Genomic DNA, 23,591 nt, shown 5'->3' on the forward strand with positions numbered 1-23,591 from the left:
AAGGCCCAATCTATCCGATTGGGCCTTTTTTATTTACTTATTAAAGTGTTGTAAAATTGCTTCTACAATACGCTCTGATGCACGACCATCACCGTAAGGATTAGATGCTTTCGCCATCTTATCATGAGCTTCTTTATCTGATAACAACTCATCAGCAAGACCAAAGATTGTCTCTTCGTCTGTTCCTGCTAATTTCAGCGTACCTGCTTCAATACCTTCAGGGCGCTCTGTTGTATCACGAAGAACAAGAACTGGTACCCCAAGTGATGGAGCTTCTTCTTGTACACCACCAGAATCCGTTAACATTAAGTATGAACGAGCTGCAACATTGTGGAAATCAATTACATCTAGCGGCTCAATTAAATGAATACGGTTATGTTCACCTAAAATTTCATTTGCTATTTCACGAACAACAGGGTTCATATGAACAGGGTACACAACTTGTACATCTTCATGCTTATCAACAAGACGCTTAATTGCACGGAACATATTACGCATCGGTTCACCTAAGTTTTCACGACGGTGAGCTGTCATAAGTATAAGACGATCATTTCCAAGTTTCTCTAGTACAGGATGACTATATGTTTCTTTTACAGTCGTTTGTAGCGCGTCAATCGCTGTATTTCCTGTGATGAAAATACGTGACTCATCTTTATTTTCCTTCTGTAAGTTCGTTGCTGATTTTGCTGTTGGTGAGAAATGAAGATCCGCCATTACACCTGTTAATTGACGATTCATCTCTTCTGGGTATGGAGAATACTTATCCCACGTACGAAGGCCCGCCTCAACATGACCTACTGGAATTTGATTATAAAAAGCAGCTAAGCTTGCAATAAATGTTGTTGTTGTATCACCATGTACAAGTACGATATCCGGCTTCGCTTCTTTCATTACTTTATCCAAACCTTCTAAGCCACGCGTTGTAACATCAATTAAAGTTTGGCGGTCTTTCATGATATTTAAATCGAAATCTGGCGTAATTCCAAAGATACTTAATACTTGGTCTAACATCTGGCGATGTTGTGCTGTTACAGTCACAATCGATTCAATTTTTTCTGGGTGTTTTTGCAACTCTAATACAAGAGGTGCCATTTTAATTGCTTCTGGACGTGTCCCGAAAATTGTCATTACTTTTAAACGTTCAGTCATGTGATTGCCTCTTTTCTTTCACTAATTACAGCTTCTATTATGACATATAAAAATATGTATGAGTACATCCCTTTTTAACGCATAACAGAAACTTTTCTATTACAAATACTTTTTCTTCCCACCGAGTAATAATCTATCTTTTGTTTCTTAACATCTTCATCAGTATAACAATTTCTCCCATCAAATAAAATAGGCTCCCTCATAAGTTGTACGTACTTTTCTAACGGATAAGTTTGAATATCTTCCCATTCTGTTACGATAAAAACCGCACTCGCATCTCTAATCGATTCATCTATACATCTACTATATTGTATAGCATCTCCAAATATATTTTTCACATATTGAATTGCTTTTGGGTCGTAAAGAACAATATCTGCACCTATATTAATTAATGCTTCTATTATAATAAGAGATGATGCCTCTCTAATATCATCCGTATTCGGTTTAAAGGATGCGCCAAGAACTGCAATCCGCTTTTTATTCATGTTCATGACTTTTTTCGCTTTTTCAATCAATAGCAGTTGTTGCTTATTATTTACTTCAATAACCGCTTTTAACAAACGAAAATCATGAGCAACATTTCCCGCAATTTGCACCAGCGCTTTCGTATCTTTTGGAAAACATGATCCCCCGTATCCAATACCTGCATTTAAAAAAGATGCACCGATCCTCTTATCCATTCCCATCCCTTTAGCAACATCCAATACATTTGCGCCTACCTTCTCACATATATTTGAAATTTCATTAATGAAACTAATCTTTGTAGCTAAAAAGGCATTCGACGCGTATTTAATCATCTCTGCACTTTTAATATCTGTAACATACGTTTCTAAGCGTAATTCGCTATACAAACTCTTTACTCTTCTTGCTACTTCCTCACTATCTGCTCCAATTACAATACGATCTCCATGAAAGAAATCATAAATACCTGAACCTTCACGCAAAAACTCTGGATTCGATACGATATGTAATGTATATCTCCCCTTTAACTCCTCCTCAATCCATCCTTTCATTACATCATTTGTACCTACTGGAACTGTACTTTTCGTAACAACAATAATATCGTTCGTCGCATATACTCCAATATCATTACAAGCACTCTGAATATATGTTAAATCCGCCGTCCCATCTAATAAAGGTGGTGTTCCAACTGCAATAAATATAAACTCTACATCCTCAAACGCCTCTTCTTTATTTGATGTGAAAGTTAAAGCATTATTCTCATATGCATGATTTATTAATTCATGTAATCTAACCTCATAAATAGGTAAATCCCCTTGTTTTATCCGTTCAATTTTCTCATCATCTATATCAAAACATGTAACTGAATGCCCCAACTTTGCCAATCCTACTCCTGTAATCAATCCAACATATCCAGTACCTACTATCGTAATTTTCATTTCCTTTTCGCACAGGAATATACAATAGAAAAGATATGAAATATAGAATTCTCCCTGCGCTTCCCCCTCTCACATTAAAAATGAGAAAACTCTTTTCCTTTTTCATTATATGAATTACTTCCCTCATTCTTTTTAAAGTTTTTGTAAAATTAAATGCACTATAATATAAAGTGAAACTTAATCATTGGGAATCCAGTTACCAGCTCACTCCAGATAAATTCCCACATTTTAACACGAGACTTACTCATTTCTACGTGTAACACTTATAATACTGAACTAAAAGTATTCACTATCGAAGAAAAAGAGGAAATGTCATATTCCAAAGTCCAGTACGATTAACCTTCTTATATGATTCAATATTCTATATACAATTGTCATATATTCTATCCGCTTCCATTAACCGTAAAAAGAAAAAAAGATTGAATTCTAATCTTTTTGTGATACCATATGTTATGAGCCTGTAAATAAACATCATAATTTTCAGATAAATATATTTCCAAAAAAAAAATTACGTTAGACTATAAAGGGTGGGGTATTAATGGACTCACAAGTGATTTATGCCATTTTGGCATCTTTCATCACTGTACTCGTCGTTACTCCTTTAGTTATTAAATTAGCTTTTAAAATAGGAGCGACAGATAAGCCAAACGCACGTAAAGTGCACCAAAAGATTATGCCACGTCTTGGCGGGTTAGCAATCTTTATCGGTGTAGCTGTAGGATTTGTTGTCGGCGGCTTATATGAGCAAAGAATGTTATCGATAACGCTAGGTGCGATTATCATTGTAATCATCGGAATTTTAGATGATATGTACGAGTTATCTGCGAGAGTAAAATTCGGTGGACAACTGTTAGTTGCCATTATGATTGTAAAAAGTGGATTATTAGTGCAAGTATTATATATCCCATTCCTTGGGGATACTGAACTTGGATGGCTTGCTTATCCAATTACAGTATTTTGGCTTGTAGGTATTACGAATGCAATCAACTTAATTGACGGCTTAGATGGATTATCTGCTGGGATTTCATCTATCGTACTTGCAACGCTAGCATATATGGCCTTCACTAGCCCATGGGGTACTGGAACAGCGATTATCTTGCCACTCGCATTAATTATATTAGCAAGTACAATTGGATTTTTATTCTACAACTTCCATCCAGCAAAAATTTTCATGGGAGATACAGGAGCACTATTTTTAGGATACTGTATTTCTGTTATATCGTTACTTGGATTATACAAAAGTGTAACGTTATTCAGTTTTATTGTTCCAATTATCATTTTAGGTGTACCTATATTTGATACGATATTTGCAATCATCCGTCGTATCGTAAATAAAAAACCTATTTCAGCACCAGATAAATCGCATTTACATCACCGCTTACTTGCAATGGGATTCTCTCATCGCAAAACGGTACTAATAATATACGCATTCGGTATTTTCTTTAGTGTAAATGCCATTATTTTCACTAGTGCAACGTTATGGTTATCCATTATTCTTCTTTTCGCTTTGATTTTCTTCACAGAGATCATTGCTGAAATAATCGGGCTTGTACATGAACGTTACAAACCACTTATTTCCTTTTATAAAAAAGTGAAAAAACGCGAAGACTAATTGTAGTATAGCCTTTACCATTATGAAATATTCAAATAGCACCCTCTTTCTTATAAGAGGATGCTATTTTTTTATTCATTATTTTACATTTCCAAAATATAGATTGTTTGAGAGTTCCTCTATTGGAGAAAGATATACATAATAAGAAACGTATCAAGTTTTCTTTTTACATCTTGATTGTCAAACTGAGGGTGAATGTTATGATCAAGCGAGTATTGCAATGTATTATTTTATTTTTAACCATTACTATGTACGCATCATCTAATACTGAAGCAACAACTGTTATTCCTGCTGAATATCATCCAAATACTGAAACGACCTCTCCTACACAAAAAATTGCGTACTTAACATTTGATGACGGGCCAAACAAATATACTACACAAATTTTAAACATCTTAAAAGAAAAGAACGGAAAAGCAACTTTCTTTGTTATTGGCGGAAAAGTGCCACATTACACAAAAACGATGCAAAGATTAATTAAAGAAGGACATTATATCGGTCTCCACAGCATGTCACATGATGTAAAACGCCTTTACACTGGTGACCCTTCCACTTTAATTGCAGAAATGGAGCAAACACAAAGCATTGTCCAGCAAGTTACGAAATTAAATACACATCTCGTTCGCGTTCCATATGGTAGTATGCCTTACTTAAAAAAGAATTACCGTGACGCACTTGTATCGGCCCAGTATAAAATGTGGGATTGGACAATCGATACATACGACTGGAAAAGCTATGACAATCCTTCTGCCATACTCGAAAGAGTACGTAATCAAAGTGATGAACAAGTAGAAGTCATTTTAATGCATGATTCGAGTGTAACCGTACAAATACTGCCAAAAGTAATTGATTATTTACAGTCACAAGGATACAAACTTCTTCCCTATAATCCTTCTTCTCATCTCAAGGTAAATTTTTGGAAAGACACAAGATTGTAACAGCTTTAGTGCCTATGTGCTAAAGCTGTTTTATTTTTCTCTTCCCACCCTTCCCATTTTTGTGTAAAATTTTAAATAGTGATGAAGTTTCGAGGTGAATAGAAATGAAACGAATAGATCTCATTTTTAACGCAATACAAGAAGGCAATTATACAGAAGGTGTAACCGCATCAGAACTAGCTACCCTGTTGCAACTAGATCGCGCCAATGTAAGTAGCGACTTAAACAAACTTGTAAAAGATAAACGTTTATTAAAAACAAATACGCGACCTGTTCGTTTTTACATAGAAACGAACACTTCGTTGGAAACGCATTCAAAAGAAGTAACTTCATTAGATACATTTGCAATTGAAAATACGAGCCTTAAAATCGCAATTGAAAAAGCGAAAGCTTCTATGCTCTATCCTCCAAACGGTATGCATACTTTACTACTGGGAGAAACAGGGGTCGGAAAGTCTATGTTTGCTTCTTTAATGCACGAATATGCAATTGAAGTTGAACAGCTTCCTAAAAATGCACCATTTATCGTCTTTAACTGTGCTGATTACGCAAATAATCCACAGCTACTACTCGGGCAATTATTTGGGATTAAAAAAGGAGCTTACACAGGAGCAAGTGATCAAAAAGGATTAATTGAAAAAGCACATGAAGGAATTCTTTTCTTAGATGAAGTACATCGCCTACCTCCAGAGGGACAAGAAATGCTTTTCACCTTTATTGACCGCGGAGTGTACCGCCGCCTTGGAGAAACAGAGAACGAACGTAAAGCACAAGTATTAATCATTACTGCAACAACAGAAGAACCAAATTCATTTTTATTAAAAACATTTACAAGACGTATACCGATGACTGTTACGCTGCCACCACTTCGTGAGCGTACACATAAAGAGCGCTTTGCTTTACTACAGCTATTTTTCACAAATGAAGCAATTCGTCTGCGAAAAGACATTCACGTTAGCCCAAATGCAATGCGTGCTTTCGTCTTTTATAATTGTCCCAATAACATTGGTCAATTAAAAACAGATGTTCAAATTGCCTGTGCGAAAGCCTATTCTGATTTGGTCACAAAGAAACGTGATTCTGTCTATGTTTCAAGTACAGATTTACCTTGGTATATGAAAGAAGGGTTGTTCATTGAAAGGAAGAGCCGTCACTTATACCAAATACCAAATGAAACATTTGTATTTACAGGTGAGGAAGGTTGGAGTAATCATAAAACAGAAGATGAAAAACGCTCTTCTATTTACGATTATATTGACTATAAATACGAAGAACTTCAAGCCCGTGGTATCGAAGAGGAAGAATTAGAATTACTAATAGAAAATGATGTTCAAAGCTTTTTCGTACAATATTTTAACCAAATATCCAAAAAAACAAGCCATGAAAATGTTTTTAAAATTGTGGATCGTAATATCGTTTCCGTATGTGAAAAAATAGCGGAACTTGCTGAAAAGCATTTATCTAAGACGTTTGATGAAAAAGTATTTCTCGCTTTAAGTTTACATGTACAGACAACTCTACAACGTTTACAAAGCGGAAAACAAATACATCACCCACAATTAAATCAAATTCGTACGAAATATAAAGAAGCTTTTTCCGTCGCTATGCAATGCATTCAACTACTGGAGGAAGAATTACAAATAACAATGCCTATTGATGAAGCTGGCTTTTTAACAATGTTCTTCGTTGTTGATCCAATTCCTGCCTCACAAACAGAAGTAAAAGTATTAATATTAGCACACGGTAATGGCATCGCAACTGAAATGGCAAACGTTGCAAACGAACTTCTCGGCATTGAGGAAGTAACCGGTATTGATATGCCGTTACACGAATCACCGAAAGATTTCTTGGAACGTGTGAAAGTGTATATGAAAACACTACAAAATGTAAATGGGCTTCTCTTACTTGTTGATATGGGGTCACTTGCTTATATCGGTGACATATTAGAAACGGAGTTCAAAATCCCTGTACGTGTTCTCTCGATGACGAGCACACCACATGCACTAGAAGCAGCTCGAAAAGCTCAGCTCGGTTATTCATTAGATGCGCTGTATGAAACAGTAAAAAATTTAACACCATTTTACTTAAACGTACAAGAAGAAAAGAAAAAACCTCTCTCTCCAATGAAATCTGTTATTTTAACAGCTTGTTTAACTGGTGAAGGAAGTGCTTTAGCTATTCAAAAAATGTTAGAAAACTATTTAAGATTTGATAAAGACTTAATTGAAATTATTCCGATTAGTATCGTCCATGAAAAAGATTTAACGAAAATGATTGAGAACATAAAAAAAGAGCGTAACATCATTTGTATCGTCACGAATTTCGATGTGCAAGTGCCGTGCTTAACATATCATTTCCAAGACATCGTAAACTACACAGTAATTCAGCCCATTCAAGAATTAATTACGTATGAAGAAACATATGCAAAAATGGCGGATATTCTTGAACAACAAATGCAGCGTAACGATGGGGCATTACTGATCAAAACAATTCGTTACGCATTAAATACAATTCAAGAATTAATTTCCTTACAGCTAACTCCTGATAGCTTAATGGGCGTTATTCTGCATATGAGCTGTATGGTTGACCGTCTTCAAAAAGGAGAAAGCCTTCTTCCTCATCCTGATAAAGAGAAAAGAAGACAAGATGAATACTGGATGTATATGAAAGTAAAAAAAGCATTGCAACCAATTGAAAATACATTTGAAATACAAATACCTGATGACGAAGTATTTTACGTTATGGACTTCTTTATTAAAAATCAGCCTGCGAAAAATTAATCGAGGCAGTTTTTAAAAATATCGACCGTAACGCGAGTTATATCAGCGATTTTCAAAATATATCGCTTTACCGACAATAATCGCTAAAACTAGCACCTTATATTAAGAAGAAAAGGCTGTTCCAACATATGGACAGCCTTTTCCTCTATTTCTTTACTTTTCTAACTCGCCCTCTTATTTCTCCTCTTTTTTGTGATTTCGTATGGACATTAACATATACGTTTGCTTGAATAATTTCTTGAAGTAAATGTACAAATGATTTCCCTTGTAAAGGTCCCTCAAAATCCTCCACATTCACTACACCAGTAATGCTTCCCTCGTTCAAGCTAATACCTTGCTCCAGTGGACCATACAAATATAAAACAACAGGACCAATTTGAGTAGACTTCCCTAAATGAATTTGACACGATGTAACCTTTTCTATATTTTTTAGTATGACTCTGTAATGCAATTTCGTTAAATCATCACTAAAAATAAACTCTGCTACCCCAAAAGCTTCTGTATTTACAGGAGGCACTTCCCTCTTACCTGTTAACCTGGCAAAGAAATGTGTTGTCATAAGGCATTCTCCTTATATAAATTTCCCAGCACTACTTCTACTACTTTATGGTTTAGACATAATCATTTATGACTTTTTCAATTTTAATTACAAAGAAAAGATTCACAAAATCTTTACATTGTAATTGTTCCTGTAGATTGAAAGTCTCTTGTATAATGCACATAGAAAAACATTATAGGAGGTTCCATTGAAAACTAACAAATACACTTTTCATACATTATTAGAGATTTTTCTCGTCTCATTTAAATTAGGACTTACTTCATTCGGCGGTCCTGTCGCTCATCTCGGCTATTTCCACCACGAATACGTGCAAAAAAGAAAATGGATGGATGAACGAAGCTATGGAGATTTAGTAGCACTATGTCAATTCCTTCCCGGTCCTGCCAGCAGTCAAGTCGGTATGGGGGTTGGATTATTACGGGGCGGGCTATTAGGAGCTATTATTTCATGGATTGGATTCACTTTACCGTCTGTGCTTGTTTTGGTTTTCTTCGCCTCATTCCTTAATCAGTTCGATCTTGGAAGTGCTGGCTGGATTCATGGACTAAAACTTGTAGCAGTCGCTATTGTCGCTCATGCCATATGGGGAATGGCGCGGAAGTTAACTCCAGATCGAAATCGTGCAACGATTGCGATTGTAACTGCCGCAATCGCCTTATTATGGCCAAGTAGTTGGACACAAGTCACCCTCATCATAATATGTGGCTTTATCGGCTGGTTGTTATATCGCAACCAACCAATTAGCCAATCTCAACATATAAAAGTACCTATTTCAAAAAAGATAGCAGTTTCTTGTCTCGTCTTATTCTTTGGACTATTACTACTGCTACCAATATTAAGACCGTTCTCTTATTACATCGCTTTATTTGATAGTTTCTATCGCTCTGGCGCACTTGTATTTGGAGGAGGACATGTCGTGCTGCCTCTTCTTGAAGGTGAGTTCGTACAAAACGGAATGATGACGAAAGAACAGTTCCTAGCTGGATACGGATTAACACAAGCAGTACCAGGACCACTGTTTACATTCGCCTCTTATATAGGAGCAGTGTTAAACGGGACGCTTGGGGCATTACTCGCAACAATTGCAATTTTCTTCCCTGCTTTCTTACTCGTTATTGGTGTTTTACCATTTTGGAACAGCGTGAGAAAAATATCATTCATACAAGGCGCACTACTTGGAGTCAATGCAGCTGTTGTCGGTATTTTACTAGCAGCTTTTTATGATCCTATTTGGACAAGCACAATTATGAACTCTGTAGATTTTGTTTTTGCATCTCTTCTATTTTGCTTGCTCGCTTTTTGGAAAACACCACCTTGGGTTATCGTTATACTCGGGGCATTTGGCGGATGTGCTCTATCCATTTTATAAATAAAAAACGACGGCATGATGTAGCCGTCGTTTTTCTATTAAAACTTCACAAGCTCTATTCCTTCTGGTAATTCGCTCTCTGTTAAAATACGCAATTCCTTCACACGATCCATTACGTAAGAAGAACGCTTCACAAGCTCTGGATCAATATAAGCTGGATGAACCATAATTTCTACCGTTTGTTCACCTTGTACTCTTTCTTTTAACTTCACAAAGTAATCTTCCGTCACACCATCCGCATAAAAGTCACTGTAAAACACATCAGAAAATGGGCGCACCGCTCTATCTTCCTCACAACGACGAATCGGAACATTATATGTAGCCGCTAATCTCTCAAGAACATCATGTAAAATCGGTAAACCATGCACATGATGATGACTATCTAAATGAGTTGGTGTTAATCCGTAAGATAGGAATTTCTCAATTTGAGCAGTCCACTCTCTCTCAACTTCTTCTGGATTTATATTTCCTTCCCTTACGACACCTTGTTTATGAAACAATCCATCGCTACTTACAAGTGATGGTACGTCTCCAAGAAGTGGTTCTCCTGCCGTTAATACAAGATGTACTCCTACTCCTAGCGTTTCATACTCTTTGGCTAAGCGTACCGCATGCTCTGTTCCTGGCATATTCATCATCATCGTCGTTGAATTTACAAGTCCGTTTATATGCCCATCAATAATGCCGCAATTTGTACCTTCTGTAAGACCGAAATCATCTGCGTTTACAATTAACTTAATCATCGTAATACCTCCTAATAAAGTGAAACTTTAATCAGTGGGGGGGTTTCTCCCCCCCACTGATTATTAGTTGAACCAATCGGACTTTTATGGGCAGTTGATCCCCCACCTAATTTCTTTGTTTTCGCTGAATTTTGAGGTAGTGGTCTTACTTCTTACTGCCCATTAAAGTGGGATAGAATAAAAAAAGCGGGCTAAATAGCGCCGCTTTTACTTCTCTACCTTTTTGAAGAACTGCGGAAGATATTCTTTATGTGCTTCCAACATTTCATCTAAAATTTGTTTTGCAACTGTATCTGATGGTACAAGTGGATTAATTGTCATAGCAAGCAGCGCTTTATGATAATCACCTGTAACAGCAGCTTCAATTGTTGTGCGCTCAAATGATTTAATTTGCTGTACTAAACCGCGAACTGGTACTGGAAGATCTCCGACCGCAATTGGTTTTGGACCTTCTTTCGTAATAATACAGTTCACTTCAACAGCAGAATCATCTGGTAAGCTTGCAATTGTTCCGTTGTTTCGTGTATTAACAGGCTGGATATCACCTTTATTGTTGTAAATAGACGTAATTAAGCTACATGCTGCGTCACTATAATAAGCGCCGCCACGTTTTTCTAATTGTGGTGGTTTAATATCTAAATTCGGGTCTTTATATAACTCAAATAAATCATTTTCTAATTGTTTTACTACTTCTGCACGTGTACCTTTTTCAACAGAAGCTTCTTTTTCTTCTTCTAACATTTCACGTGTTTTGTAGTAATAACGATGATATGGACATGGAATTGCACGAAGACCGCGAATAAAGTCTGGTTCCCAGTTAAGCGCTGCGATATTTTCCATCGTAATTTGCTTTTCCGGATCTGTTACAAGCTCTAACACACGATCCATTACACTTACGCCATCTAAGTATACATCTAGTCCGTATACCATATGATTTAAACCTGCAAAATCAACGTGGACACGACTTGCATCTACTTCAAGTAATCTTGCAAGACCCATGCGGATTCCGATTGGAACGTTACATAGACCAACTACTCTTTGAATATTTGTATAACGAAGGACAGCTTCTGTTACCATACCAGCTGGGTTCGCAAAGTTAATTAGCCATGCATTCGGACAAAGCTCCTCCATATCTTTACAAATATCTAAAATAACAGGAATCGTTCTCAGTGCTTTGAATAAACCACCAGGACCATTCGTTTCCTGACCGATTACATCATATTTTAATGGGATTGCTTCATCTTTTGCACGTGCTTCTAATAAACCAACGCGAAGTTGTGTTGTTACGAAGTCTGCATCTTTTAATGCCTCACGGCGATCAAGTGTTAAATGTACCTCGATTGGTAAACCAGATTTTTTCACCATACGTTTCGCTAAGTTACCAACAATTTCTAACTTTTCTTTTCCTGCCTCAATATCTACTAACCAAATTTCACGAACAGGAAGCTCATCATAACGTTTAATAAATCCTTCAATTAACTCTGGTGTATAACTAGATCCACCGCCGATTGTAGCAATTTTAATTCCAGTCATGCTTTATTCCCCTTTCGCTTCAAGCTTTTTATAAAGATCGATAAACTCTGCTGCTAATTCTTTCACTGTAATCGCATTCATTAAATGATCTTGTGCGTGAATTAAAAGAACACTAACCTCTGTTTTTTCTCCTCTTGCTTCTGATTGTATGAGCTCTGTTTGGAAATGATGCGCTTCATTAATCGCTTCTTTCGCCTTTACCATCGCTTCATCTGCTTCTACCATTTTCCCCTGTTTGGCAAATTGAAGTGCCTCCATCGCAAAGCTTCGTGCGTTACCACTATTTAAAATCAATTGGAATGGAATTTGTTCTGCTGTAGTCATCATAATTACCGCCCTCTCTATAAGGTTCAACCGATTTAAATACCCCTTCAGTTTGAACATGTCTATTAAAGTATGAATTTATTAATGATAGTTTAGTGTTCATATAGATGTTTTTCATCTTTTTGAACATGATATAAAGGTAATTATTCTGACGAGCTATAGGAACTCGCCAGAATAATATTTTTTAAAGTGATACTGAATTGTCGCTTCCTTTTGTTTCAGCTTTTGCAGCCTGTACATAAGTACGGTCACACATTAATACAAATGGATAGTAAATTACTACCGCAATAGCAAAGTTCACCACTTGTAGTGCTGCACCAGCGATGCTTCCGCCTGATACAAGATAACCACTAAAGATTGGTGGCATTGTCCATGGAACTAACGCAACTGTTTTTGGTACCCATCCTAAAGTGATTGCTGTATAAGAAGTAATAACTAATACAACCGGTGTAAGTACGAATGGGATAATTAACGTTGGGTTTAATACAATTGGCGTACCGAAAATAACTGGTTCGTTAATATTAAAGAAACCAGGACCGATAGATACACGGCCTACACCGCGAAGCTGCGCACTTTTCGCTACAAGCATTACTGCCACTAAGAACGCTAACGTTGCACCCGATCCCCCGATATATACGTATACATCAAAGAATGGTTTTGTGAAGATATGCGGTACGTCATATGCAGACATACCATCATTAAATAATTTCATATTTTTCTCTAATGCTGGTAAATAGATTGGGTCAATAATCCCCCCAATAATATTTGGACCATGTAATCCGAAGAACCATAATACGTGAATAAGTAACGCGATAATAATTGCACTTGGTAATGTACCCGCTAAACCTTGTAATGGTAATTGAATTGTTTCAAATACCATTTTATGAATGCTTGTTCCCGCAAGTTTCACAGCTAATTGAATACCTGCTGTTACAATCAAAATAACGAATGCTGGAACTAACGCTGCGAATGATTTCATTACTGCGGGTGGAACACCATCTGGCATTTTAATTGTAATATCCCTTTGAACAAAGAATCTAAACACTTCTGTTACAAGAAGAGCCACTATAATGGAAACGAATAGACCTTGTGCCCCTGTCCACGCTAAATCAATACCGCCTTCTTTTGGCGTTGTCGGAGAAATAATAATTAATGCACCGAATGTAATGATTGCTGCTGACAACGCATCGACGCCGTAAGATTTCGCTAAATTGTAACTTATCCCAACTGCGACTATGAGGGCGAGTATAGCAAAGGAACCAGTCCACATACCGCCACCGACATCTTTCCAAGCGTCACCAAATGTGCCCTTCATAAAGTTTTGGAAAGCATCAATTGGTAAGTTATTTATAAGTACTGCAAATGATCCAACTAAAATAAGAGGCATAACTGCGATAAATCCGTCACGGATTGCAACTAAGTGGCGCTGCGATCCAATTCTACCTGCGACTGGAACTAAATATTTCTCCATAAATGCAATAAACTTTTGCATTTCGCTTCCCCCCTAATTATTTTTTAAGTGTTAATGCGTGATCTAAAACTGCTTCTCCATTCATCATGCCGTAGTGCATTGGATTGATAACGTCGATTCCAACGTTTCTCTCGTCAGCAAGCGTTTTCATTGAAGAAAGCATGTAACGAACTTGTGGTCCTAGTAATAATACATCTGCTTGATCGATATTTGTTTTTACTGCATCCCCAGATACAGCCCAAATCTTTCCTTCTAGACCGCGAGCTTTTGCGGCCGCTTCCATTTTTGTAACTAGTAAACTTGTAGACATCCCTGCTGAGCAACATAATAAAATATTCATTTGAAAATCCCCCTTGTGTAGTATAAAAAATTTATGTTTTATTTATTTTTCTTTACGCTATTTATTAATGCAATTAGCGTGCCAACTTTTTAAAACCACTAAAATCAGCACTTTTTCGACTGTTTTCTTTGTGTGTTAACGCTTTCAATTAGTGTGTTACTCAAAAAACACACAGTGTGTTATAAAACAACACGCTTTTAACACATAACTGTATGAAAATAGATTAGTGTTTAGTTGTCTAGTTATGCTTAACATAAAAAAACACTAAAAAATCTTTCATCGTAGAATCTAGTAAAAAAACAACATGCTCTTGAACACACTCTTCTATCTATTGTCCAAGCAAATTCTACTAGATTACATAGAATAGAGTAAAATAACACAATTCGAAAGGAGATTCCTATGCCAAAACATAGAAAACAAAGCAAAATAAAGATTTATAGAATAAAAAGCTATAAAAAAGACAAGCGTTCTGAAGTAGACTCTGACAAATTTGAACTAGAACAGCAGGACAAGCACGATACACAAGACAAACAAGATAAACAGGATAAACAAGTACAATCAGAAAATGTAATTATAGTACCCACAGATTCACACAACTTAGATGTGTGGGATGAAATTTCTCTAAAGGAAATACAAGCTGGTGAACATACAAATTTATTTAAAGAAAAGAGTAATTATCAAAATATTAATTTAGTCCAAGTAAACGATATTCGCTTATACTTGGACAAGCAACTACAATTCAGCTCCGTCGATGAGCAAATTTATCATGAAGCACTTGTACATCCAATTATGTCAAAAGTAATTGATCCAAAACGTGTTCTCATATTAGGCGGTGGCGATGGTCTTGCCCTGCGAGAAGTTTTAAAATATGAAACTGTACTACATGTAGACCTTGTTGACTTAGATGGATCGATGATTGATATGGCTCGTAATGTTCCAGAATTAGTTTCTTTAAACAAAAGTGCATTTTTTGATAATCGTGTAAATACACACGTATGCGATGCAAAAGAGTTTTTAAGCTCTCCTTCCTCTTTATACGATGTAATCATTATTGATTTCCCAGACCCAGCGACAGAGTTGTTAAGTACTTTATATACAAGCGAACTTTTTGCTCGTATAGCTACATTCTTAACAGAAGATGGCGCATTCGTCTGCCAATCTAATTCACCTGCTGATGCACCACTAGTATACTGGAGCATCGGTAATACAATTGAACATGCTGGACTAACTGTGAAAAGTTATCATACAATCGTTCCTTCTTTTGGAACTGACTGGGGATTTCATATCGCTGCTAATTCTGCCTATGTACTAGATCAAATTGAACAATTATATGTAGTACCAACTCCTCGAACCTTGCCTGCTCTTCTTTTTCCTTTATTTCAATTTAAAGAAGAACATCTAGAACAACGCAACCTCGCTCTTTTAAATTCAGAATCGAACCTTATCCTACATCAATGCTACAAACAGGAAATGAAGTTTTGACGATATTATAGTAAGGAGTGTTGCCTATGGAATATTCTACTTTTGGCAAGCATATAATAGTAGATTTATGGGGAGTAGATTTTTCTCTACTAGATGATACGCACTTTTTAGAATATCATTTAGTTACAGCTGCAGATTGCTCTGGTGCCCATGTTTTAAACGTAAGTAAAAAAGAATTCCAGCCATATGGTGTTACTGTATTAGTGTTATTATCAGAAAGCCATCTTTCCATTCACACTTACCCGGAACAAAATTTTGCAGCTATTGACTGTTATACTTGCGGTACAACCGTTGAACCACAAATTGCGATTGATTATATCGTAAATATATTAAAACCGGAGCGGATGCATATAAAAAGATTAATTCGTGGTATAGGAGAAATTGTTACTGCCGATTAATTATAACTCTTACTCATCCGGAAAAAGGAGGATTGTAAATACCATCAGTGGGATGAACATTCCACTGATGGTACAGGCATATACATAAAGTGAAACTTTAATTAGTGGGGGTTTTGTTCATCTCCCACTAATTATTAGTTGAACCAATCGGGCCTTTACGGAAAGTTAAGCTCCCTCCTAACTTCCTTGCTCCAGCCACATTTTGAGGTGGGAGTTTTACTGCCCGTTAATTCTAGATAAAAAAACCTTGCATAAGCAAGGTTCATTCATCCACCGACATCTTCCTATATAACTCTACAAACTCACTTGCTAATTCTTTCACTGTAATTGCATTCATTAAATGATCTTGCGCGTGTACCATTAAAAGAGTAACTTCGGTCTTTTCGCCACCAGCCTCTTTCTGTATAAGCTCCGTTTGTACACGGTGCGCCTCTTTTAATTCCTCTAGCGCTTCTTGTAATTTAGCTTCTGCTTCTGTAAACTCCCCACGCTTCGCACAATCAATTGCTTCCATTGAACAACTTCTCGCGTTTCCTCCATGCAAAATTAAATGAAAAGCTTTCGTCTCTATCGTATCCATTTTACTTCTTCACTCCCCCTTTTCTTCTGCTACTTTTTGTTTATCCCATATTTTTAAGAACGGTAAATAAATGAAGAATGCAAGCGCAAAGTTGACGAGTTGTAAAACAACACCTGAAATTTTCCCACCCGATCCTAAATATCCACTGAAAAGAATAGGTGTCGTCCAAGGTACAGCCGCCCCACTCGGACGTGCGACCCATCCCCATTCCATTGCAAAGTAAGAAACAATTGTTAACACAACTGGAACCAATATAAATGGAATTAATAAAATTGGGTTCATTACAATTGGCATACCAAAAGTTACCATCTCATTAATATTAAATATACCAGGCGCGATTGACAATCTCCCTAAACTTTTTAATTGTTGACTTCGTGCAAATAGTAACATTCCGACAACTAGAGCCAGCGTTGCACCAGAACCGCCCATATAAATCCATAAGTCAAAAAACTGTGCCGTAATGGTATTTGGTACATCTTGCCCAGCTTGAAAAGCAACTCGATTTTGATCCATTAACGACAACCAAACAGGGCTCATTACACCACCAACAATAGTAGCACCATGAATTCCACACGACCAAAGAACATGAACGAGAATAACTGCTATTATTGCGCCCCAAAGACTAGCACCAAGTACACTAAGCGGTTCCTGTAAAATTTGTCCTACAATATTATGGATACTGCCAAAAGAAGTATTTTCTATAATTAAGCGTAAAATCCAAATAACTGTTACAACAATAAAACCTGGAACAAGTGCCGCAAATGAACGCGTGACAGCTGGTGGAACTGTCTCTGGCATCTTTATAATTATCTTTTTTTGTACAATAAACCGATAAAGTTCAGTAGATATAAGTGCAATAATCATTGCTACAAATAACCCTTGGCTTCCCATTAATGCAGCTGGGATAGCGCCTTCTACAAGTACACTCTCTTTTGTACTTGGTATAATATATGCAACTTGAAATGGAGTCGCAAGTAAAAACGTCACAAGCGACAATGCCCCGGATGCTAAAGCATCCACTTTATAATACTCTCCAAGCCTGTAAGCGATTCCAAAAACAGCTATTAAAGCCATTATATTAAAAGTTGCACTAACTGGATACCCTAAAGCTCTCTGCCAATTCTCACCAAACAAACCTGCCATAAACTCGTTATATCCCGGTATCGGCAGTGCACTAATAATGAGGAAAAACGATCCAATAATTAAGAAAGGCATCGTTAAAATAATTCCATCTCGAATTGCTTGTAAATGCCTCTGCTCTGCAACCTTCCCTGCCACCGGCATCACATACTTCTCTAAAAACCGTATCATCTATCCCACTCTCCTCATGGTTTCATTGACAAAGCTGCTTGCAAGATAGCTTCTCCATTACAAAGTCCGTAATGGACGGATTGAATAACATCAACAGGTACCCCTTTCTCCTTACATAATTCTTTCATTTTCGGTAATAAATAACGTACTTGCGGTCCAAGTAAAAGGACATCAGCTTTATCAATATGACTATTCACTTCAGAACCTGATACTGCCCAGATTTTCACTTCTATCCCTCTTGCCTCTGCTGCTTTCTCCATCTTTGTAACAATCAAACTGGAAGACATTCCCGCTGCACAGCAAAGCAAAATATTCATTCCGCTTCCCTCCCCCTTTTTCTAAACCTAAGTTATGGTGCATCCCTTGCCACCACTAGGTTACAAATATATATGTCTAGATTTCCTGCTGTATGCCGAGCTTAAAAACAAAAATTTCTTGGTTTTCACGCTATTCCATTTATCCGTATTCTCCTAGTAAAGAGGACTCTAACTCGCTATAATGATTCAGTATGATTTTTTAATTGATAGGAGGATATATTTATGAAGGCATATCGCTTTCCACTTATTTTATTATCTTCTATCCTAATTGGTGGTTTCATTGGTTATTTCATGGGTGCCGATGCAGTTGCTTTAAAGCCGCTTGGTGATATTTTCTTAAACTTAATGTTTACGATTGTTGTACCTCTAGTGTTCTTTAGCATCGCATCGTCTATTGCTAATATGGATGGATTAAAACGTTTCGGTAAAATTATGTCTAGTATGGCTGGGACTTTCTTATTTACAAGTATTTTAGCTGCTATTTTTATGATTATTGTCGTGAAAGTATTCCCGCCAGCACAAGGTGTTGTACTAGAACTAACACAACCTGACAAAGCCGGCAAAGCTGTTAGTGTTGCAGATCAAATCGTCGGTATTTTAACAGTATCTGACTTCTCGAAGTTACTATCTCGTGAAAATATGTTAGCTCTTATTTTCTTCTCTATCTTAATGGGGATTGCAACTTCAGCAGTTGGCGAAAAAGGAAAGCCATTCGCTACATTCCTACAAGCTGGTGCAGAAATTTCAATGAAAGTTGTATCTTTCATTATGTACTACGCTCCAATCGGACTTGCTGCTTACTTCGCAGCATTAGTTGGTGAATTCGGACCACAACTTCTTGGAACTTACTTCCGAGCAGCAATGGTATACTATCCAGCTTCTCTTATCTACTTCTTTGTATTCTTCACGTTCTATGCATACCTTGCAGGTCGCAAACAAGGTGTACAAGTATTTTGGAAGAACATGGTCTCTCCTACAGTTACATCACTTGCAACTTGTAGTAGTGCCGCAAGTATTCCAGCGAACTTAGAAGCAACGAAGAAAATGGGTATTTCTTCAGACGTTCGTGAAACAGTTGTCCTTCTTGGATCTACACTTCATAAAGATGGATCTGTTTTAGGCGGCGTATTAAAAATTGCTTTCTTATTCGGTATTTTCAACATGGAATTCGAAGGACCGAAAACATTAGCAATCGCACTTGTTGTTTCTTTATTAGTAGGAACAGTAATGGGTGCTATTCCAGGCGGTGGTATGATTGGTGAAATGTTAATCGTATCTCTATACGGTTTCCCGCCAGAAGCATTGCCAATTATTGCAGCAATTAGTACAATCATTGATCCACCTGCAACGATGTTAAACGTAACAGCAGATAACGCTTGTGCGGTAATGACAGCTCGCCTTGTAGAAGGTAAGAATTGGATCAAAAACAAATTTGCTTAATAGATAGAAAGAGGATGCTCGTTTAGAGCATCCTCTTTTTGTCGTTATTTGTTGATAAGTTGATATCTCCTCTCGCCACAAATTTGTTACAATCTTCACAAATATTCCACATCCATTATCCATTCTCCGTACTATAATCATGTATGGAAAAGGAGATGGAAATAATGACTCAAAGCGCACCAGAATTTAAAGTTTTGCAAAGCATTGCATTTCTCGCTGTTGTTTTGCAAAGTTCCTTATTATATACAATGAATCAAGGAAATGTCTTACTTGAGCAATCTCTCATTATGGGCATGCTATTCAACCTTGCAAAATTCTCAGCACCAGCATTCATATTTATCGTTGGATTTCACTTAATTCGGCACTATACGAAGCAATTAGTATATAAAGAATATATTTCTGAAAAAGCGACACACTTACTCATTCCTTATTTCTTTTGGTCTATTCTTTACCTATTAACAACAAACGATCTTATTACGTTACAAAGTGGAATAAAAAGTTTATTACTCGGAACAGCCGCGCCCCATCTTTGGTACGTTATTATGATGTTCCAAATTCACTTATTGTTCCCTTTACTATGCACACTTTTTTATTGGTTTCAAAAACGAACAGAAAATAAAAAAGACATATATAAATATATGACCTTTTTCGCGTGCCTATATTTTCTATTAATGTGGTTCTCTTCTCACTATATTTTTAATGGAGAAAAATTAACAAGTTCAACAATTTTACATTATACAGATCGATCATTTCTATTCTACTCATTCTATTTCGTTATGGGTGGCATTGCCGCTGTAGCACTAAAAACTTGGCGTCTATTCGTCATGAAACATATCCCGCTTATAACAATATTATTTTTCATCTTATTTTTATTCATCAATTATGAGTTGTTTAGTTTTCACGGAGCAAACTCTATTCATTTAACTGTTTCTACCTATTTAAAACCATCTATGTTTTTATATATCGTATGCGAAATTATCATACTGTATATGTTATCTATTATGATAGTACAGCGTCGTGGTTTCTTATATAAAACGTTACGTTTCATTGGAAATTACACGTATGGTGCTTATTTAGCTCACTTATTCTTCTTGCAACTATGCACAAAGTTTCTTTCTTTATTCACACTGCAAGAAAATACTATATTATATAGCCTATTACTATTTGTGTTAACGGCTATTATCTCTATTTCAACAATGGTCATTTGTAGCACAATACCATTTCATACTTGGATTACAGGGCCTTCTCCTACAACAAAGATGAAATGGACGAAGGTTGTATTCCGAAAAAATCATAAAAAACTATTCAAGCCATATATTTGATATAATGATACGCATATAAAAAGAAAGCGAGAGACACCTATGATTAATCAAGTTGGACAAATTATGCTATATGTAAATAACCAAGACGAAACATTACAATTTTGGACAGAAAAAGTAGGGTTCCAAATCATTGCGGAAGAGAATAACGGAAACGGATTCCGCTGGATTGAAATTGCACCGGCGAAAGAAGCAGGAACAAGCATCGTCCTTCACGATAAAGCGTTAATCGCGAAGATGCAACCTGAATTAAACTTAGGTACTCCTTCACTTATGTTCTTCTCTAATAACTTAGATCAACTGTATAAAGATCTTTCAGAGAAAAATGTCACAGTTGGACAAGTTGTAGATTTACCTACTGGTAGAGCATTCAACTTTGCTGATAATGAAAATAATTACTTTGCAGTAATGGAACGTAAATAAAAAATAAGCTATCCGAAAAAATCGGATAGCTTATTTCATTTTAAGAAACTTGTTCTGCATTCGTTTCTTTATGCTGTATATGGCTCGTGATCCAAGCAATTCCACCGGCAACAACGAGATAACATAACAATATTAAAATTTGCATTTGTAATTGCGACCAATCTCCTAAAGAGATAACATCTTGTAATCCTCTAAGAGAATGGGACATTGGGAGAAACTGTCCAATTTTGCTAAGCACAGCTATGTTTAATTCTCCTGGGAAAGTACCTCCACTCGTCGCTAATTGCAGGACAAGAAGCGTTACCGCTAAGAACTTTCCAACAAGACCAAATACTGTTACTAACATAAGAATAAATGTCATGAACGTAAAGGAAATAACAATACTTGATAAAACAAAAAGTGGCACACTGGCAACTTCTAGTTTCATAACACCTAGCACAACTACATCTACGAGTAGCGCTTGAATAAGTCCAATTAAATATACCAATCCTAATTTATTAATAAAATGTACCGTTCCGCTTACCTTCATATTTTGTCTGCGGCCAAGAGGTAAAATATTCGATGCCATAATTCCGCCAACATAAAATGCAAGTGATAAGAAATATGGTGCAATGCCTGAACCGTAGTTAGGAACGTCAGAAACTGTTGACTTCACTAACTGAACTGGCTCTGAGAACATCGTATTGCGTGCATCATCATTACGGACATCCGCTATCTTCTCTGCGCCCTCTCCCAATTTCGTAGAAAGTTCTTTCGCACCATCATCAAGTTTAACAAGTCCATTTGTTAATTTACTAGCACCGTTATTCAGCTCCGTTCCACCACTCGCAAGCTGATTTACACCTTCTTGTACTGTTGTAAATCCATTTCCCCACTTCGTAAATCCATCAGCTAAATTCGATGCACCATCTGCTACCTTTTTCGTTCCAGCAGTAGCTTCATTTAACTTAACTCCGAATGTATTCATGCCTTCTTCAATCTTATGTTGACCCTCAGTAAGCTTCTTCGCTCCTTGTGTCAATTGTTGTTGGCTATTATTTAAAGTACTTGTTGCTTTAGCTAGTCCATTAGACGTAGCAACAATTTTTTGAAAAGCGGGATCTTGCTGCACTTCTGGATGATTTTTCACGTACTCTTCTAATTGTTGTTTTACACTATTAGCTGCACCATCCGCTTTTACTTGGCCTTCAGCAAGCTTCTCACTTCCACTCACCCATTCATTTGTACCAGCACTTAATTCACTAACTCCTGATTGTAACGTTTTTTCACCTTGTGCTAATAACTCCATACCACTATGAAGTGATGTCACTCCTTGACTCAGCTCATTTGCCCCCCCGGTTAAAGCAGATTGACTGGATGCAAGCTTTTCACTTCCCTCTTTCAATTTCGATGTCCCATCACTTAAACGATCAATACCATCCGCAAGCTGATTCGCTCCATTTTTTGCATCGGTCGTTCCTTCATGTAACTTCTCAGCCCCATTACTTGCATCACTCAATCCTTGTGCCAAATCTTGAAACTTTGAAAAGACACCCTCTGTATAAGATTTCGTAATACTATTTGAGATTTTTGTTTTCATATTTTCAACAGCTGTCGTTCCAATTTGAGCTGCTACAAAGTTTTTACCTGGATTTACTTTGTACTGTAACTTTGCTGGCTCTGGTTTCTCATCCATAAGTGTACTTACCTTTTTAGAGAAATTCTCTGGAATCGTAACAACCATATAATATTTATCTTCTTTTAACCCTTCATCAGCATTTTTTTCTGATACGAAATGAAAAGCCAGTTCCTTATTCTCTTTTAAATTTTTAACAAAATCGTCTCCTGCATGAATTGTTTTTTCATCCATCACAGCACCCTTATCTAAATTCACAACTGCAACAGGTAATTTATCTAATTTTCCGTACGGATCCCAATATCCAGCCAAGAAGAATCCTGAATAAATTAACGGAACGATTAATAAAAAAATTAAAGCGATACGTCCATGTTTATGGTGCCACATCGCTTTCCAATCTTTAAATATAAGTTGAATTCCTTTCATGAAACATACTCCTTCTCCTAATTTCACACCATTACAATGGTTTAACAGATTTACTATACACG

Annotated in this window: 21 protein-coding genes; 9 read left to right on the top strand and 12 right to left on the bottom strand. The window is 36.7% G+C overall.

Annotation, left to right across the window (positions count from 1 at the left end; all coding sequences use genetic code 11):
• Window positions 1-33: 33 nt before the first annotated feature.
• Entirely contained in the window at window positions 34-1,149 is a 1,116-nt protein-coding gene (gene wecB / locus DOS87_RS28190) for a non-hydrolyzing UDP-N-acetylglucosamine 2-epimerase (protein WP_208730162.1), read from the bottom strand.
• A gap of 74 nt (window positions 1,150-1,223) precedes the next feature.
• The gene (locus tag DOS87_RS28195) at window positions 1,224-2,549 is read right to left on the bottom strand and encodes a UDP-glucose dehydrogenase family protein (RefSeq protein WP_000704926.1); all 1,326 of its coding nucleotides are present in this window, start codon (window positions 2,547-2,549) and stop codon (window positions 1,224-1,226) included.
• Window positions 2,550-3,087: 538 nt separating this feature from the next.
• On the opposite strand from DOS87_RS28195, the gene DOS87_RS28200 reads away from it, so the two are divergent.
• The 3 genes from DOS87_RS28200 (at window position 3,088) to DOS87_RS28210 (ending at window position 7,879) form a co-directional block, all read left to right on the top strand.
• A complete protein-coding gene (locus tag DOS87_RS28200) occupies window positions 3,088-4,161 on the top strand; it encodes a glycosyltransferase family 4 protein (protein WP_000378320.1) in 1,074 nt (357 codons plus the stop codon).
• A gap of 200 nt (window positions 4,162-4,361) precedes the next feature.
• Window positions 4,362-5,099, top strand: a complete 738-nt coding sequence (locus DOS87_RS28205) for a polysaccharide deacetylase family protein (RefSeq protein WP_000597185.1) — start codon at window positions 4,362-4,364, stop codon at window positions 5,097-5,099.
• 104 nt (window positions 5,100-5,203) lie between these two features.
• Window positions 5,204-7,879 carry a sigma-54-dependent transcriptional regulator gene (locus DOS87_RS28210; RefSeq protein WP_000820955.1) on the top strand — a complete coding sequence of 892 codons (2,676 nt, stop codon included), beginning with the start codon at window positions 5,204-5,206 and terminating at the stop codon, window positions 7,877-7,879.
• Window positions 7,880-8,024: 145 nt separating this feature from the next.
• Here DOS87_RS28210 and exsM read toward each other — a convergent pair whose 3' ends face one another.
• Entirely contained in the window at window positions 8,025-8,438 is a 414-nt protein-coding gene (gene exsM / locus DOS87_RS28215; RefSeq protein WP_000207046.1) for an exosporium regulatory protein ExsM, read from the bottom strand.
• Window positions 8,439-8,625: 187 nt separating this feature from the next.
• On the opposite strand from exsM, the gene DOS87_RS28220 reads away from it, so the two are divergent.
• A complete protein-coding gene (locus DOS87_RS28220; RefSeq protein ID WP_000856217.1) occupies window positions 8,626-9,807 on the top strand; it encodes a chromate transporter in 1,182 nt (393 codons plus the stop codon).
• Window positions 9,808-9,845: 38 nt separating this feature from the next.
• Here DOS87_RS28220 and chbG read toward each other — a convergent pair whose 3' ends face one another.
• From chbG to DOS87_RS28245, 5 genes are all read right to left on the bottom strand, one after another.
• Window positions 9,846-10,550 carry a chitin disaccharide deacetylase gene (gene chbG / locus DOS87_RS28225; protein ID WP_000593447.1) on the bottom strand — a complete coding sequence of 235 codons (705 nt, stop codon included), beginning with the start codon at window positions 10,548-10,550 and terminating at the stop codon, window positions 9,846-9,848.
• Window positions 10,551-10,757: 207 nt separating this feature from the next.
• A complete protein-coding gene (gene celF, locus DOS87_RS28230; protein WP_000145760.1) occupies window positions 10,758-12,083 on the bottom strand; it encodes a 6-phospho-beta-glucosidase in 1,326 nt (441 codons plus the stop codon).
• 3 nt (window positions 12,084-12,086) lie between these two features.
• Window positions 12,087-12,410, bottom strand: a complete 324-nt coding sequence (locus tag DOS87_RS28235) for a PTS lactose/cellobiose transporter subunit IIA (RefSeq protein ID WP_000989059.1) — start codon at window positions 12,408-12,410, stop codon at window positions 12,087-12,089.
• A gap of 181 nt (window positions 12,411-12,591) precedes the next feature.
• Entirely contained in the window at window positions 12,592-13,899 is a 1,308-nt protein-coding gene (gene celB / locus DOS87_RS28240) for a PTS cellobiose transporter subunit IIC (RefSeq protein ID WP_001168848.1), read from the bottom strand.
• 16 nt (window positions 13,900-13,915) lie between these two features.
• Window positions 13,916-14,218, bottom strand: coding sequence for a PTS sugar transporter subunit IIB (locus tag DOS87_RS28245; RefSeq protein WP_001023569.1), 303 nt, complete (start codon window positions 14,216-14,218; stop codon window positions 13,916-13,918).
• A 399-nt stretch (window positions 14,219-14,617) separates the two neighbouring features.
• On the opposite strand from DOS87_RS28245, the gene DOS87_RS28250 reads away from it, so the two are divergent.
• A complete protein-coding gene (locus tag DOS87_RS28250; RefSeq protein WP_001123951.1) occupies window positions 14,618-15,700 on the top strand; it encodes a polyamine aminopropyltransferase in 1,083 nt (360 codons plus the stop codon).
• 26 nt (window positions 15,701-15,726) lie between these two features.
• Window positions 15,727-16,098 carry an adenosylmethionine decarboxylase gene (gene speD / locus DOS87_RS28255; RefSeq protein WP_000456838.1) on the top strand — a complete coding sequence of 124 codons (372 nt, stop codon included), beginning with the start codon at window positions 15,727-15,729 and terminating at the stop codon, window positions 16,096-16,098.
• A gap of 262 nt (window positions 16,099-16,360) precedes the next feature.
• Here speD and DOS87_RS28260 read toward each other — a convergent pair whose 3' ends face one another.
• Genes DOS87_RS28260 through DOS87_RS28270 form a run of 3 tightly spaced genes read right to left on the bottom strand, consistent with a single transcriptional unit; the run spans window position 16,361 to window position 18,306 of the window.
• Window positions 16,361-16,678, bottom strand: a complete 318-nt coding sequence (locus DOS87_RS28260; RefSeq protein WP_000379645.1) for a PTS sugar transporter subunit IIA — start codon at window positions 16,676-16,678, stop codon at window positions 16,361-16,363.
• Between the two features lie 9 nt (window positions 16,679-16,687).
• Window positions 16,688-17,989 carry a PTS cellobiose transporter subunit IIC gene (celB, locus tag DOS87_RS28265; RefSeq protein WP_000617788.1) on the bottom strand — a complete coding sequence of 434 codons (1,302 nt, stop codon included), beginning with the start codon at window positions 17,987-17,989 and terminating at the stop codon, window positions 16,688-16,690.
• A 14-nt stretch (window positions 17,990-18,003) separates the two neighbouring features.
• Entirely contained in the window at window positions 18,004-18,306 is a 303-nt protein-coding gene (locus DOS87_RS28270; protein WP_001023546.1) for a PTS sugar transporter subunit IIB, read from the bottom strand.
• 222 nt (window positions 18,307-18,528) lie between these two features.
• On the opposite strand from DOS87_RS28270, the gene DOS87_RS28275 reads away from it, so the two are divergent.
• The 3 genes from DOS87_RS28275 (at window position 18,529) to DOS87_RS28285 (ending at window position 21,488) form a co-directional block, all read left to right on the top strand.
• A complete protein-coding gene (locus DOS87_RS28275) occupies window positions 18,529-19,746 on the top strand; it encodes a dicarboxylate/amino acid:cation symporter (protein WP_000649376.1) in 1,218 nt (405 codons plus the stop codon).
• Between the two features lie 164 nt (window positions 19,747-19,910).
• Window positions 19,911-21,068 carry an acyltransferase gene (locus DOS87_RS28280; protein ID WP_000194338.1) on the top strand — a complete coding sequence of 386 codons (1,158 nt, stop codon included), beginning with the start codon at window positions 19,911-19,913 and terminating at the stop codon, window positions 21,066-21,068.
• Window positions 21,069-21,107: 39 nt separating this feature from the next.
• The gene (locus tag DOS87_RS28285) at window positions 21,108-21,488 is read left to right on the top strand and encodes a VOC family protein (protein ID WP_098425230.1); all 381 of its coding nucleotides are present in this window, start codon (window positions 21,108-21,110) and stop codon (window positions 21,486-21,488) included.
• Window positions 21,489-21,528: 40 nt separating this feature from the next.
• Here the strand turns inward: DOS87_RS28285 and DOS87_RS28290 are convergent, their stop codons facing one another.
• Window positions 21,529-23,529 (bottom strand): YhgE/Pip domain-containing protein, encoded by a 2,001-nt coding sequence (locus tag DOS87_RS28290; RefSeq protein WP_000676322.1) that lies wholly within the window; start codon window positions 23,527-23,529, stop codon window positions 21,529-21,531.
• Between the last annotated feature and the right edge of the window lie 62 nt (window positions 23,530-23,591).

Source organism: Bacillus sp. CR71, assembly GCF_003429245.1.
In the GTDB taxonomy this organism is placed as follows: domain Bacteria; phylum Bacillota; class Bacilli; order Bacillales; family Bacillaceae_G; genus Bacillus_A; species Bacillus_A thuringiensis_S.